This window comes from Curtobacterium phyllosphaerae, assembly GCF_049341865.1.
Lineage (GTDB): Bacteria > Actinomycetota > Actinomycetes > Actinomycetales > Microbacteriaceae > Curtobacterium > Curtobacterium phyllosphaerae.
In genome coordinates this window covers 243,439-256,761 of record NZ_JBMPIU010000005.1, presented here as the reverse complement: position 1 = coordinate 256,761, position 13,323 = coordinate 243,439, and the positions used below count along the sequence as shown (strand labels likewise).

Genomic DNA, 13,323 nt, shown 5'->3' with positions numbered 1-13,323 from the left:
ATGCTCGCGCCTTTCGTTGCAGGGTGTTCGGCGGTGCCGGTCGGTGCTGGGGGATCAGACGGACGGGGTCGAGCGCGGCTGGACCGGCGCAGCGTCCCGGATCACTGTAGCGCCACGCGTCAGGTCGGCAGCTCGGCGTCCGACACCGGCGACGCCGTCGGTACCGAGGGCGCGGACGAACGCCGACCCGATGATCGCGCCGTCGGCGTAGGCGAGGATCTCCGAGACCTGCTCCGGCGTCGAGATGCCGAGCCCGACGCAGGTGCGGTCCACACCGGCGTCGCGGAGGCGGGACACGACGGTCGTGGCGGCGGCGTCGACGCCGACCCGTGCACCGGTGACGCCCATGGTCGACACCGCGTAGACGAAGCCCCTGCTCGTCGCGACCGCCTGGCGCATCCGTTCGTCCGAGGACGACGGCGCGGCCAGGAACACCCGGTCGAGCCCACTGCGGTCCGACGACGCGATCCACTCGGACGCCTCGTCCGGGATCAGGTCCGGGGTGATGAGGCCCGCGCCGCCCGCCGCGGCGAGGTCGTCCGCGAACCGGTCCACGCCGTAGCGGAGCACCGGGTTCCAGTACGTCATCACGAGCACGGGGACGTCGACCCGTGCTCGGATGGCCTGAACGGCTTCGAAGACCTGGCCGACCCGGAACCCGTTCGCGAGACTCGCCTCGGCGGCCTGCTGGATCACCGGTCCGTCCATCACGGGGTCGGAGTACGGCAGTCCGAACTCGATCGCGTCGACGCCGTTCTCGGCGAGGGCGACCGCGGCGTCGACGCTCGTCCGGACGTCCGGGAACCCGGCGGGCAGGTACCCGATCACGGCGCCGGCGCGCTCGGCGTTCGCAGTGTCGATGGCGTGCGCCACGGAACCGGACGGGAGGCCGTCGTTCACAGCTGCTGCGCTCCTTCGTCGAGGACCTCGAAGTACCGGCCGGCGGTCGCGACGTCCTTGTCACCGCGACCCGACAGGGACACCAGGATCAGCGCCTCCGATCCGAGACGCTGCCCGAGCTTGATCGCCCCGGCCAGCGCGTGCGCGGACTCGATCGCCGGGATGATCCCCTCGGTGCGGGTGAGGAGTCGGAACGCCTCCATCGCCTCGGTGTCGGTGATCGGCTCGTAGCTGGCGCGTCCGGTGGCGGCGAGGTACGCGTGCTCCGGCCCGACCGAGGGGTAGTCGAGGCCGGCACTGATCGAGTGGCTCTCGACGGTCTGGCCGTCCTCGTCCTGCATGAGGTAGCTCTTGGCGCCGTGCAGCACTCCGGACCGACCGAGCGTGATGCTCGCCGCGTGTCGCCCGGTCTCGACGCCGTCACCGCCGGCCTCGAAGCCCCAGAGCGCGACCGACTCGTCGTCGAGGAACGCCTCGAAGATGCCCATCGCGTTCGACCCGCCGCCGACGCAGGCGGTCACGGCGTCCGGGAGCCGGCCGGCGAGCTCGAGGACCTGCTGCCTCGCCTCGACCCCGATGACCTTGTGGAACTCGCGGACCATCTCGGGGAACGGGTGCGGACCGGCGACCGTGCCGAGCAGGTAGTGCGTCGAGTCGACGTTCGCCACCCAGTCACGGAGCGCCTCGTTGATGGCGTCCTTGAGCGTGCGGGAACCGGTCTCGACACTGACGACCTCGGCCCCGAGGAGCCGCATCCGGGCGACGTTCAGCGCCTGCCGCTCGGTGTCGACGGCACCCATGTAGACGACGCACTCCATGCCGAACAACGCGGCCGCCGTGGCCGTCGCGACCCCGTGTTGCCCCGCTCCGGTCTCCGCGATCAGCCGCGTCTTGCCGAGGCGCCGCGCGATGAGCGCCTGCCCGAGGACGTTGTTGATCTTGTGCGACCCCGTGTGGTTGAGGTCCTCGCGCTTCAGGACGACCCGCGCCCCGCCGGCGTGCTCGGCGAACCGAGGTACCTCCGTGATGATGGAGGGACGTCCGGTGTAGTCGCGCTGGAGGGCGTCGAACTCCGCGTGGAACGCCGGGTCGGCCCAGGCCTCGCGGAACGCGGTCTCGAGCTCGTCGAGGGCGTGCACGAGCGACTCGGGGACGAACCGCCCGCCGAAGTCGCCGTAGTAGGGGCCGTGCAGGTCGCGATAGGAGGTCACGTGGTGCTCCTGGGGTTCGGTCCGGCGAGCCGGGCGCTGGTGCGGGTTCGGACTGGAGGCGCGGCGTGCGTCGCGCGCATCGGCTTCAGTCCGCGGAACGGGGTGCGCTGGCGGCCGCGATCGCGTCTGCGGCACGGGCGGCGGCGGCGGGAGAGGTGCCGGCGTCGATGAAGGCGGCGACGGTGGTGGCGGGATCGGCACCGGTGACGAGGGCCTCACCGACGAGGACGACGTCCGCGCCGGCGGACCGGTAGTGCGCGACGTCCGGAGGACCGGACACCGCCGACTCGGCGACGCGGACGACGCCGTCCGGGATCCGGTCCGCCAGCGCACCGAACAGGTCCCGATCGAGCGAGAAGTCGGTGAGGTCGCGGGCGTTCACGCCGACGATCCGGGCACCGGCGTCGAGCGCGCGCGCGATCTCGTCCGCCGAGTGGGCCTCGACGAGGACGCGCATGCCGAGCTGGCCGGCGAGGTCGTGGAGCGCCACGAGCGAGGACTGGTCGAGCGCCGCGACGATGAGCAGGACGACGTCGGCGCCGGACGCCCGGGCCTCGAGCACCTGGTAGGGCTCGGTGATGAAGTCCTTGCGGAGCACCGGGACCCCGACACGCGCCTTGACCGACTCGAGGTCGGCGAGCGACCCGAGGAACCTGCGGCCCTCGGTCAGCACGCTGATCGTCGACGCCCCCCCGCGTTCGTAGTCCGCGGCGAGGGCGGCCGGGTCGGCGATGTCCGCCAGCGCCCCGCGGGACGGGCTGGCCCGCTTCACCTCGGCGATCACGCGCACCCGGTCGCCCGGTGCGAGGAACGTCAGGGCGTCGAGCGGCGACGCGACGCGGTCGAGGTCGCGTTCGACGTCCGCCGTCGGTCGGTCCAGACGACGCTGCGCAGCGTCCTCGCGCGCTCCGGCGACGAGGGTGTCGAGCAGGGTGCCCATCGCGAGCGCCTACTCGTCGTGCGTGCGGGCGACGTACTTCGCGCCGTTGACCCCGTAGCCGGCCTTCGCGAGCACACCGCCGAGCGCGAGCCCGACGACCGCGAGCGCTGCGGAGGCCCAGACGGCCCACGCGATGCTGAACCAGAAGCAGATCGTGCCGATGGCGAACGCCACCAGCATGATGATCACGGCCGTCCAGGCTGCGGGCGAGTGTCCTTCGCCGATCTCTTCAGGCTCAGAGTTGCTCACGGTGCTCCTCGTGGTTCGGTTGGTCGTCCAAGCCTACCGTGCCGGTCCGGCCGGTCCGGCCAGCGCCACCGGTCGCACCGGCCGGGTCGGCGGGGTCGGCGAGGTCCGGTTGCGTGGTCGGGTCGGTTCCGGCGCTCATGTCGTCCCAGTCCGTCACGGCGTCCCGCGGGACGTCGGCGGCCCGTGCGCGGGTCGGGGTCGCCGCGTACTTGCGGCTCGGCCCGGGCCACCGCCGCTGCACGACGAGCACCACCACGCCGAGCAGGGCCGCGAGCACCCCGCCCGCGATCCCGACGTACGGCCACGGTGTCGTGTCGATGCTCGTGACCGAGGCGCGGATCGACCCGGTGTCGCTGACGCCGGTGACGCTGCCGATCGCCCCGGACGCTGCCGCGATCGGGTCGCCGAGCGCGCTGATGCCGATGACCACCACCGCGATGCCGAGCAGGACCTCGATCGCCGCGAGGACGACCCGCACCACCGGGCCGGCGATCGTCATCGCGAGCAGGAGCGCGAGGCTTGCGATCGCGAGCGCCGAGTAGGGGGACGCCGCGACGGACCCGTCCGCGGTGACCGTCGTCGCGGTCGCGGAGGCTGCGTCGAGGTGGGCCGTGAACCAGGTCTGCGTCCACGAGAGCAGGACGACGCCCGCCACGAGGAGCCCGAGGAGCACGACGACCGGCCGCCTCACCGGCGCACCGCCGTCATGCCGTTCGCGGTGGCCACGGCCCGGAGCGGGGCGGCGGCCTTGTTCTGCGCCTCGATGTGCTCGGTCGATGCGTCCGAGTCCGCGACGAGGCCCGCGCCGGCCTGGACCCGGGCGACGCCGCCCTGGATGAGCGCCGTGCGGATCGCGATGGCGACGTCGGCGGACCCGGCGAAGTCGAAGTACCCGACGACGCCGCCGTAGACGCCCCGCTGGGCCGGTTCGAGCTCGTCGATGATCGCGAGCGCGCGGGGCTTCGGCGCTCCGGACAGGGTGCCGGCCGGGAACGTCGCCCGGAACACGTCGATGGCACTCGCACCGGCGCGGATGGTGCCCTCGACGCTCGACACGAGGTGCATGATGTGGCTGAACCGCTCGACCTGCATGAACTCGGTCACCGCGACGGTCCCGGGACGGCAGACCTTCTGCAGGTCGTTCCGCGCGAGGTCGACCAACATCAGGTGCTCGGCCCGTTCCTTCGGGTCCTGGAGGAGCTCCTCCGCGAACCGGACGTCCTCTTCCGGGGTGGCGCCGCGCGGCCGGGAGCCGGCGATCGGGTGGGTCAGGGCACGGCCGTCCTGGACGCGGACGAGGGCCTCCGGCGAAGCGCCGACGATCCAGTAGGGCTCCCCCGGGACGTCGCCGTCGCCGACGTCCTCGAGCGCGAGGAAATACATGTACGGACTCGGGTTGAGGGTCCGGAGCACCCGGTAGACGTCGAGCGGATCGGCCGTGACCTCGTGGTCGAACCGTTGCGAGATGACGACCTGGAACACATCGCCGTCGCGGATGAACCGCTTCGAGCGTTCGATCGCCGCCGCGTACTCCTCGGGCGTCGAGCGCGGTGTCGGTGTCGGCGCGACCGGGAGGAGCGGCTCGGCGACCGACGCCGGCGTGGGCTGCACGAGGTCGGCCTGCAGACGGTCGAGGCGCGCCTGCGCGTCGTCCCACAGCGCGTCCGGCGCGTCCGTGCCGTCGTTGAGGACGCTCGCGACGAGCAGGACCGTGCCGGTGCGGTGGTCGATCGCGGCGAGCTCGGACACGAACGCCATCGCCTGCCCCGGCACCGGGAACTCGGCGGGCGGGGCGTCCGGCAGGTGTTCGAGCTGCCGGACGGCCTCCCAGCCGATGAACCCGACCGTGCCGCCGACGAGCGGGGGCATCGCCGGGAGTCCCGGTGTCGCCCAGCGCTCGTGCAGCCGCGCGAGGACGTCGAGCGGTGCACCGTCGAGCGACCCCACGGCCCGCTCTGCGGAGATGCCGGTGTCGATCCACCGCGCGTCGGCACCGACCTGCGTCAGGACGCCGAAGCTCCGCACGCCGACGAACGACCAGCGGGACCACAGTCCGCCCTGGCCGGCCGACTCGAGCAGGAAGCTGCCCGGTCGACCGTCCGCGAGCTTGCGGTACACGCCGACCGGTGTCTCGCCGTCGGCGAAGAGCGCCCGCACCACCGGCACGACCCGGTGCTCGGCGACGCGCCCGTCGAACTCGTCGCGCGTCGTGGTGTGCGGCACCTGCTCAGCCACGGGACACCGCCGGGGCCGACGCCGTCGCCGGGGCGAGCGGGTCGACGTCGAAGCACCGGTGCGCACCGGTGTGGCAGGCTGCACCGACCTGCTCGACGGTCACGAGCAAGGTGTCGGCGTCGCAGTCGAACGCCGCACCGCGCACGTACTGCGCGTGCCCGGAGGTGTCGCCCTTCCGCCAGTACTCCTGCCGGGACCGTGACCAGAAGGTCACCCGGCCCTCGGTGAGCGTCCGGCGGAGGGCCTCGGCGTCCATGTAGCCGAGCATGAGGACGTCCTTGGTGGACTCCTCCTGGATCACGGCCGGGAGGAGGCCGTCCGCGGCGAACCGGGCACGGGACAGGACCGACTCGAGGTCGGCGGGCGATCGATCGGACATCGTGCTCCTCAGCGTACGGGCAGTGTCGTCATCGGACGGTGCGACCGGACGCGCGGAGCGCGTCCTTGACGTCGCCGATGGTCATCTCGGCGCGGTGGAAGACGCTCGCGGCGAGCACGGCGTCCGCGCCCGCGTCGACGGCGGGGGCGAAGTGCCGGGCCGCACCAGCGCCTCCCGACGCGATCACCGGCACCGTCGCCACCGCGCGGACCGCGCGGATCAGCGGGAGGTCGAACCCGGACTTGGTGCCGTCGGCGTCGATGGAGTTGACGAGCAACTCGCCCGCACCCCGCTCGACGGCCTCCCGCGCCCACGCGACGGCGTCGACGTCGGTCTCCCGGCGCCCGCCGTGGGTGGTGACGACGTACCCGGACGGGGTCCGGTCGGACCGGGTGACGTCGAGGGAGAGCACCACGGCCTGTGCGCCGAACCGGTCAGCGATCTCGCCGATGAGCGCCGGACGGGCGATCGCGGCGCTGTTCACGCCGATCTTGTCCGCCCCGCACTGCTGGAGCCGCGAGACGTCGTCGACGCTCCGCACCCCGCCGCCCACGGTGAGCGGGATGAAGACCTGCTCGGCCGTGCGTGTGACGGTCTCGTACATCGTCGCGCGGTCCTCGACCGTCGCCGCGACGTCCAGGAACGTCAGTTCGTCGGCGCCCTGCTCGTAGTAGGTCGCGGCGAGTTCGACCGGATCGCCGGCGTCCTGCAGGTCGAGGAAGTTCACGCCCTTGACGACCCGACCGGCCGCGACGTCGAGGCACGGGATCACGCGGACTGCGACGGACATCTCCCGGCCCCCGTCAGAGCCGCGCGGCGTGGATCGGGCTGACGAGGATCGCGCGGGCGCCGAGGTCGTACAGCGCGTCCATGATCAGGTTCGTGTCGGTGCGCGGGATCATCACCCGGACGGCCGACCAGTCCCGGTCGTGCAGCGGCGAGACGGTCGGGGACTCGATGCCGGACGCGATCGCGGTCGCCGCTCCGAGGAGCGACGAGGGGATGTCGTAGTCGAGCATGACGTACCCGCGGGCGACCAGCACGCCCTTGAGCCGACGCTGGAGCACGTCGATCCCCCGGATGGAGCTGTCGGTGGAGACGAGCACCGCGGTCGACTCGAGGATCACCGGCCCGAAGATCTCGAGCCCGGCCGCGCGGAGCGTGCTGCCGGTGGAGACCACGTCCGCCACCGCGTCGGCGACGCCGAGCCGGACGGCGCTCTCGACCGCACCGTCGAGCTGCACGAGGACCGCGGTGACCCCGTGCCGGGCGAGGAATTCGCCGACGAGCCCGGGGTAGCTCGTCGCGAGGCGCACCCCGTCGAGGTCGGCGAGCTCGCGGAACCGACCGGGCGCTCCGGCGAACCGGAACGTCGACGCGGCGAAGTCGAGCTCCTCGATCTCGTGCGCCGCCGACCCGGAGTCGAGCAGCAGGTCGCGGCCGGTGATGCCGACGTCGAGGGCGCCGGAACCGACGTAGGTCGCGATGTCGCGCGGCCGGAGGAAGAAGAACTCCACACCGTTGCGTTCGTCCACCAGGTGCAGTGCCTTCGGGTCGCGGCGCCCGGCGTAGCCGGCTTCGCGGAGCATCTCGGCGGCGGTCTCGGACAGGGAGCCCTTGTTGGGCACGGCGACGCGGAGCATCAGGGAGCTTCTTTCTGCAGGGTGGGCCGGGAGGGACGGGGTCGGGTGGATCTCGACGGTCACGGTGACGCGGTGGTCACCGAGGGGTGTCAGAGATGTCGCCAGACGTCCTCCGGGGTGAGCCCCTTGGCGATGAGCAGCACCTGCAGGTGGTAGACGAGCTGCGAGATCTCCTCCGCCGTCCGGACGTCGCCCTCGTACTCGGCGGCCATCCAGACCTCGGCGGCCTCCTCCACGATCTTCTTGCCGATCTGGTGCACACCGGCGTCCAGTTCGGCGACGGTGCCGGAGCCCTCGGGACGCGTGCGCGCCTTCTCGGAGAGCTCGGCGAACAGGTCGTCGAATGTCTTCACGGGCCTAGGCTACCCGTCCCCGGGACGTGGCCTGCGCCCGGTCGCGGAGTCCGGCGATGCGCTCCGCGGGGTCGCCGCCGAACACCGCGGACCCGGCGACGAGCGTGTCCGCGCCGTTCGTGACCGCCTGGTCGACGGTGTCGAGCGAGATCCCGCCGTCGACCTCGAGCAGGACGTCGAGACCGGACGCGTCGACGGCAGCGCGTGCCGCGGCGAGCTTCGGCATCGTCTCGGGCATGAACGACTGGCCGCCGAACCCCGGCTCGACGGTCATCACGAGGATCATGTCGTAGCTGTCGAGGGTCGCCAGGACCGGCCCGATGTCGGTACCGGGCTTCAGTGCGACGGCCGCGCGGGCGCCGTTGCTCCGGATCGCTGCGGCGGTCGCGACCGGGTCGGCCGCCGCCTCGAGGTGGAACGTCACGCTGGCTGCGCCGAGTTCCGCGTACGCCGGCGCGTTCCGGTCGGCGTCGGTGAGCATGAGGTGCACGTCGAGCGGCACCGGGGACACCTGCTGCAGCCGTTCGACCACCGGCAGCCCGAGCGTGAGGTTCGGCACGAAGTGGTTGTCCATGACGTCGACGTGCACCATGTCGGCGGTCGCGATGCGGTGCAGCTCGCGCTCGAGGTTCGCGAAGTCGGCGGACAGGATGCTCGGCGAGATGCGGATCGTCACCGTGCGATCCTACCGACCGCGCTCCGGCCGCGACCCGGCCCCCGGCCGCGACGCGGGCTCCGGCCCCGGCCCCGGCCCCGGGTCAGGTCGCCGAGGACGCGGAGCCGTCGAGCACGCCGGTCTCCGTGCTGCGCGGTGATGCGTCCTCGATCGGCGTGCGCCGTCGGAGGAGCGCCACGAACATCGCGTCGGTGCCGATGCGGTGCGGCCAGAGCTGCACGACCGGTCCGTCCGCCACCTGCGGGTCCCGGACGGCCACCGCACGGACGACCCCGGCGGTGTCGAGCTGCTCGAGCACGTCCCCGTGCCGCCGCAGCACCGCGTCGACCTGCCCGCGGGTCTCGGCGAGGTGCGGCGAGCACGTCACGTACGCCAGGGTGCCGCCCGGGGCGAGGGCGGCCACGGCGGCGTCGAGCAGCTCGGACTGCAGCGCCGCGAGCTCGACGACGTCCTCCGGGAGCTTGCGCCAGCGCGCCTCCGGACGACGGCGGAGTGCGCCGAGTCCGGTGCACGGCGCATCGAGGAGGATGCGGTCGAAGGTCCCGCCCGGTGCGTCGCCGTCGGCCCGGCCGAACCGTCGCCCGTCCCCCTGCACGACGGCGACGACGTCGTCGAAGTCCGCGAGCGCCTGCCGGACGAGCCCGACCCGTGCCGGGGCGAGCTCGTTCGCGACGAGGGTCGCGCCGGTCCGGCGGGCCTCCGCGGCGAGGAGGGCCGCCTTGCCGCCGGGGCCGGCGCACATGTCGAGCCACCGCTCCCCCGCCTGGACCTCGGACGACCGGCTCAGCGCCAGCGCGGCGAGCTGCGAGCCCTCGTCCTGGACACGCATCCGTCCGTCCGCGACGGCCGGGATCCTGGCCGGGTCCCCCGCGACCCCGCGGATCCCGACGGGTGACACCGGCAGGTCGGGCACGGATGCTCGGACGGGAGGCTCGGCCTCCTCCGGCGCGTCGTCGCGCGCGATCGGGTCGGTCGGCACCGCGAGGCCCGGCAGCGCGACGAGGCTCACCCGGGGAGCGGCGTTGTCCGCCGCGAGCAGCGCGACGAGCTCGTCCCGCGCCCGTTCGGCGGACAGGGCGTCCCGGAGCGCACCGACCACCCAGCGCGGGTGCGACCAACGCGTCGCGAGCAGGTCGTCGCCGGCGAGGCCCTCGGTGATCACGGCGTCCCAGGCTTCTCGGTCCTTGCCGGCGACCTTGCGGAGCACCGCGTTCACGAAGCCGCTCGCGCGCTGCGCACCGATCTGCCGGGTGAGTTCCACGGTCTCGGACACGGCCGCGTGCGACGGGATGCGCATCCCGACCAGCTGGTGCACGCCGAGCCGGAGGACGTCGAGCACGTCGGCCTCGACGTTCGCGACCCGACGACCGGACGCGGCCTCGACGATCGCGTCGTAGGTGCCGATCATCCGGATGGTGCCGTAGGTGAGCTCGGTCGCGAGTCCGGCGTCCTGGGGGCTGAGCCCGGCGCGGCGGATGCGGACCGGGAGCAGCAGGTTGGCGTAGGCGTCGTCGGCCTGCACGGCGCGGATGACGTCGAGCGCGACCCGTCGCGCCGTCGTCCCGGCACCGCGGTTCCCCCAACCGGAGCGCTGCGACCCGCGGGCACCGTACCCGTCGCTCATGAGAGCACCACCCCACCGAGGTCGCCGAGCCCCCGTGCCCAGGCGCTGCCGGGCATCGGCTTCCCGCCGGCGGGCTGCACCTCGACGAGCTCGACGGCACCGTCGGCGGTGCCGACGACGAGCCGCGCGTCGATGAGCCGCAGCGCACCGGGCGCGAGGTCCGCGGTGATGGAGGCCGTGCCTCCCGTCCGGGTCTCGACGGGCGGGAGCAGCGCGACCCGCAGGAGCTTGACGCGGGTCGGACCCGCGAACGCGAACGCGCCGGGCTCCGGCGTCACGCCGCGGACCTGCGCGTGCACGACCCTGGCGGGCCGCTCGAACCGGACGTGCCCGTCCTCGGTCGTGGTCTTCGGGGCGAGCGTCGGCGTGCCGACCTGTTCGATGCCGACCGCGGTGCCGTCAGCGATCGCGTCGACGACATCGACGACGGTCCGGGCGCCGATTCCGGCCATCGCGGCGAGGACCTCGCCCGCGGTGGCCTCCGGCTCGATCGGGAACGGCGTGGCCGCGAAGACCGGGCCGGCGTCGAGGGCCTCGACGAGCTGGAACACCGAGGCCGCAGTGGTCGTGTCCCCAGCGATCACGGCACGCTGCACGGGGGCGGCGCCGCGGTACGCCGGCAGGGCGGAGAAGTGCAGGTTGACCCAGCCGTGCCGCGGTGCGTCGAGGGCCCGACGGCGGAGCAGCGCCCCGTACGCGACGATGACCCCGAGGTCGACGCGCAGGGCCTCGATCCGGTCCGTGACCTCGTCGTCGACCCGGACCGCCTCGATGACGGGCAGACCGAGCTCCCCGGCGACGACGGCGACCGGCGTCGGCGTCAGCACGCGCTTCCGGCCCTGCGGCGTCGGCGGGCGGGTGAGCACCGCGGCGATCTCGTGCTCGGAGGCCGCGAGACGGCGGAGGGTGGGGACTGCGGCGGCGGGGCTGCCGGCGACGACGAGGCGCATGGACTCCGGTTCGGTGATAGTGATCGTGGTCGGTGGTGCGGGACGGACCCGCGAGCACTCGTGCCGGTCAGGTCCCGGCGAAGGGCTCGACGTCGTCGAGACGCACCCTGAGTGTAGGGGCCGAGCGGCGGCGGTCCCCGCCGGGCAGCACCCGCCGCGTGGACGAGCGACGGATGACCTCGGCCTTGAGCGTCGCCGCGACCTCGGCGCCGTGTGCGTACGGGAACCGCACGATCGCCCGGACCGCACCGGGCAGCGGGTTCGCGGTCGTGCCGGCGTCCGGGGCGGGGACCGGGCCGAGCACGGGTCCGACGGTGGTGTCGCCGAGGGCCTCCACGGCGGCCGAGACCGCGTCCTCGGTCCCGGTGAGCGTCGCGACCCGGACCGCCGGTGGGAAGTGCAGCACCCGACGGTCGGCGAGCTCCTCGTGCGCCGGGACGTCGAGCCGCCACGTCGCCATCGCCGTCGCGAGCCGGCCGCCGATGCCGACGAGGTACACCGTGCCGCCGCGCGACGCCAGCGCGGCCGCGTTCGCCCAGATCCGCAGGACGTCCTCGGCGACCCGGAGGCCCTCGCGCGCCAGCATCCGTTCGCCGTCGAGCAGGAGCACGCAGGCGTAGCCCCCGGGGGCCGCCGGTTCGGCGCCGCGCGTCGCGACGACGATCGCCGGTCCGTCACCGACGGTGTCGATCTGCCGCGCACCGTCGGCGACGACCACCCGGGTGCCGGGGAACGCCCGACCCAGTTCGTCTGCGGTCCGCTGCGCCCCGTTGCCGACCGGTGTGAGCCGACCGCCGCCGCAGGTCGGACACCGGTGGCCGACCGCGAGCGCGCCGCACCAGCGGCACTCGGGCGCACCGCCGGACGTCGCGCTCCCGAGCGGGCCGCCGCACCGCGGACACCGGGCGCGTTCCCCGCAGTCCGCGCACACCAGCCCGGTCGCGAAGCCGGGGCTCGCGACCTGCACGAGCACCGGCCCCTCCCGACTCGCCGCCCGCGCCGCCTGCCACGCCGACGACGGGATCCGCGCGTGCGCGGCGAAGCCCTCCGCCGACGTCTGGTTCGCGGTCGGCACGACGCGGGGTGTCACGGCGCGCTGCGGGCGGACGTCCTCGAGCCAGCCGAGTTGCACGAGCCGCTGGACGTCGGTGGTCCTGGCGTGCGCGGCGAGGACGAGCGCCGCCCCGGACTGCGCCGTCCGGAGGAGTGCGACGTCGCGGGTGTGCACGTACGGCGCCCGCTGCTCGACGTACGACTCGTCACCGTCGTCCCAGATCGCGACGAGGCCGAGGTCGGTCGCCGGGGCGTAGATCGCGCTGCGGTTCCCGATGACCACGACCGGTCCGCCCCTGGCCTGCAGCAGCGCCTTCGCCCGCTGGCCGTTCGTCTGCTTCGCGTCGAACCGGACGACGCGTTCCGCCGGGACGAAGCTCGTGACGGCGCGTTCCAACTCGGCCAGGTCGCGGAAGTCGGGCACGACGAGGATCGCGGTGCGCTCCGTGGCGATGGTCCGGGCGGCGGTCTGCGCGAACGTCGTGGCCCACCCGGACACCCAGGAGTCGTCGGCGAGCCGGACCGGGTGCGCGACGGCGGTGAGCGCAGCGCGGCCACCGGTCGCGACGACGCGTTCGACGACTCCGTCCGGGTAGGCGGTGACCGTCGGGGCCAGGACCGCCGGCGGGACCGCGTTCGTGTCGCGCGCCAGGAACGCCTTCTCGGCGCGGACCTGCCGCGGCGGGACGGCGAGCCGGAGGACGTCGCTCGCCACCCCGGCGGCACGGTCGGCGACGGCACGGGCGAGCCGCCAGACCTCGGGGGCGAGGACCGGGACCGGGCTGACGAGCTCCTCGACGGCGCTGAGTTCGCCGGGGAACGCGTTCTCGGACGTGGTCTCGACGACGAACGCGTCGGACATCCGTGCCCCGGTCCGGAGCGGCACCCGGACGCGGACGCCGGGGACGCAGGCGTCGACGAGCTCGTCCGGGATCCGGTAGTCGAACAGTCGGTCGAGCTGCGGCAAGGGCGAGTCGAGCACGACCCTGGCGACCACCGGCGCGGCACGGGGCACGTCCGGCGCGGCGCGGGGCACGTCCGGCACGGCGCGGGGCACGTCCGGCACGGCGCGGGGCACGTCCGGTCCGGGCGTGTCCTCGGCCACGGTGG

The 13,323-nt window shown here is 73.9% G+C and carries 14 protein-coding genes; all 14 read right to left on the bottom strand.

Translation table 11 applies throughout. The features are described 5' to 3' along the window. Positions 1-54: 54 nt before the first annotated feature. Positions 55-900: a tryptophan synthase subunit alpha gene (gene trpA / locus ACO0E0_RS11215; protein WP_422871492.1), complete on the bottom strand. Its 846-nt coding sequence runs from the start codon at positions 898-900 to the stop codon at positions 55-57. Then, positions 897-2,111 (bottom strand): tryptophan synthase subunit beta, encoded by a 1,215-nt coding sequence (trpB, locus tag ACO0E0_RS11210; RefSeq protein ID WP_422871491.1) that lies wholly within the window; start codon positions 2,109-2,111, stop codon positions 897-899. The genes trpA and trpB overlap by 4 nt, the downstream gene beginning before the upstream one ends. Before the next feature lie 85 nt (positions 2,112-2,196). Next, positions 2,197-3,042 (bottom strand): indole-3-glycerol phosphate synthase TrpC, encoded by an 846-nt coding sequence (trpC, locus tag ACO0E0_RS11205; RefSeq protein ID WP_422871618.1) that lies wholly within the window; start codon positions 3,040-3,042, stop codon positions 2,197-2,199. A gap of 18 nt (positions 3,043-3,060) precedes the next feature. After that, positions 3,061-3,300, bottom strand: a complete 240-nt coding sequence (locus ACO0E0_RS11200; RefSeq protein ID WP_422871490.1) for a DUF6704 family protein — start codon at positions 3,298-3,300, stop codon at positions 3,061-3,063. After that, positions 3,287-3,991 carry a Trp biosynthesis-associated membrane protein gene (locus tag ACO0E0_RS11195; protein ID WP_422871489.1) on the bottom strand — a complete coding sequence of 235 codons (705 nt, stop codon included), beginning with the start codon at positions 3,989-3,991 and terminating at the stop codon, positions 3,287-3,289. Before ACO0E0_RS11195 ends, ACO0E0_RS11200 begins: the two co-directional genes overlap by 14 nt. After that, positions 3,988-5,535, bottom strand: a complete 1,548-nt coding sequence (locus ACO0E0_RS11190; RefSeq protein ID WP_422871488.1) for an anthranilate synthase component I — start codon at positions 5,533-5,535, stop codon at positions 3,988-3,990. Before ACO0E0_RS11190 ends, ACO0E0_RS11195 begins: the two co-directional genes overlap by 4 nt. Then, positions 5,528-5,914, bottom strand: coding sequence for a phosphoribosyl-AMP cyclohydrolase (gene hisI, locus ACO0E0_RS11185; RefSeq protein WP_422871487.1), 387 nt, complete (start codon positions 5,912-5,914; stop codon positions 5,528-5,530). The genes ACO0E0_RS11190 and hisI overlap by 8 nt, the downstream gene beginning before the upstream one ends. Before the next feature lie 28 nt (positions 5,915-5,942). Further along, on the bottom strand, positions 5,943-6,704 hold the full coding sequence (hisF, locus tag ACO0E0_RS11180; RefSeq protein WP_422871486.1) for an imidazole glycerol phosphate synthase subunit HisF: 762 nt from the start codon (positions 6,702-6,704) through the stop codon (positions 5,943-5,945). A gap of 13 nt (positions 6,705-6,717) precedes the next feature. Continuing rightward, complete coding sequence (hisG, locus tag ACO0E0_RS11175; RefSeq protein WP_422871617.1) at positions 6,718-7,557, bottom strand: ATP phosphoribosyltransferase; 840 nt, start codon at positions 7,555-7,557, stop codon at positions 6,718-6,720. A gap of 89 nt (positions 7,558-7,646) precedes the next feature. Further along, positions 7,647-7,910 (bottom strand): phosphoribosyl-ATP diphosphatase, encoded by a 264-nt coding sequence (locus ACO0E0_RS11170; protein WP_422871485.1) that lies wholly within the window; start codon positions 7,908-7,910, stop codon positions 7,647-7,649. Positions 7,911-7,914: 4 nt separating this feature from the next. Beyond that, the gene (gene rpe / locus ACO0E0_RS11165; RefSeq protein ID WP_422871484.1) at positions 7,915-8,586 is read right to left on the bottom strand and encodes a ribulose-phosphate 3-epimerase; all 672 of its coding nucleotides are present in this window, start codon (positions 8,584-8,586) and stop codon (positions 7,915-7,917) included. 82 nt (positions 8,587-8,668) lie between these two features. After that, positions 8,669-10,210 (bottom strand): RsmB/NOP family class I SAM-dependent RNA methyltransferase, encoded by a 1,542-nt coding sequence (locus ACO0E0_RS11160; RefSeq protein ID WP_422871483.1) that lies wholly within the window; start codon positions 10,208-10,210, stop codon positions 8,669-8,671. After that, on the bottom strand, positions 10,207-11,160 hold the full coding sequence (locus ACO0E0_RS11155; RefSeq protein WP_422871482.1) for a methionyl-tRNA formyltransferase: 954 nt from the start codon (positions 11,158-11,160) through the stop codon (positions 10,207-10,209). Before ACO0E0_RS11155 ends, ACO0E0_RS11160 begins: the two co-directional genes overlap by 4 nt. A gap of 67 nt (positions 11,161-11,227) precedes the next feature. Next, entirely contained in the window at positions 11,228-13,318 is a 2,091-nt protein-coding gene (locus ACO0E0_RS11150; RefSeq protein ID WP_422871481.1) for a primosomal protein N' family DNA-binding protein, read from the bottom strand. Positions 13,319-13,323 lie beyond the last annotated feature (5 nt).

Excerpts from the sequence above, each read along its gene's own strand:
- hisG (WP_422871617.1), bottom strand. The coding sequence starts at position 7,557 with ATGCTCCGCGTCGCCGTGCCCAACAAGGGCTCCCTGTCCGAGACCGCC.
- ACO0E0_RS11155 (WP_422871482.1), bottom strand. The coding sequence starts at position 11,160 with ATGCGCCTCGTCGTCGCCGGCAGCCCCGCCGCCGCAGTCCCCACCCTC.
- ACO0E0_RS11160 (WP_422871483.1), bottom strand. The coding sequence starts at position 10,210 with ATGAGCGACGGGTACGGTGCCCGCGGGTCGCAGCGCTCCGGTTGGGGG.
- hisI (WP_422871487.1), bottom strand. The coding sequence starts at position 5,914 with ATGTCCGATCGATCGCCCGCCGACCTCGAGTCGGTCCTGTCCCGTGCC.
- hisF (WP_422871486.1), bottom strand. The coding sequence starts at position 6,704 with ATGTCCGTCGCAGTCCGCGTGATCCCGTGCCTCGACGTCGCGGCCGGT.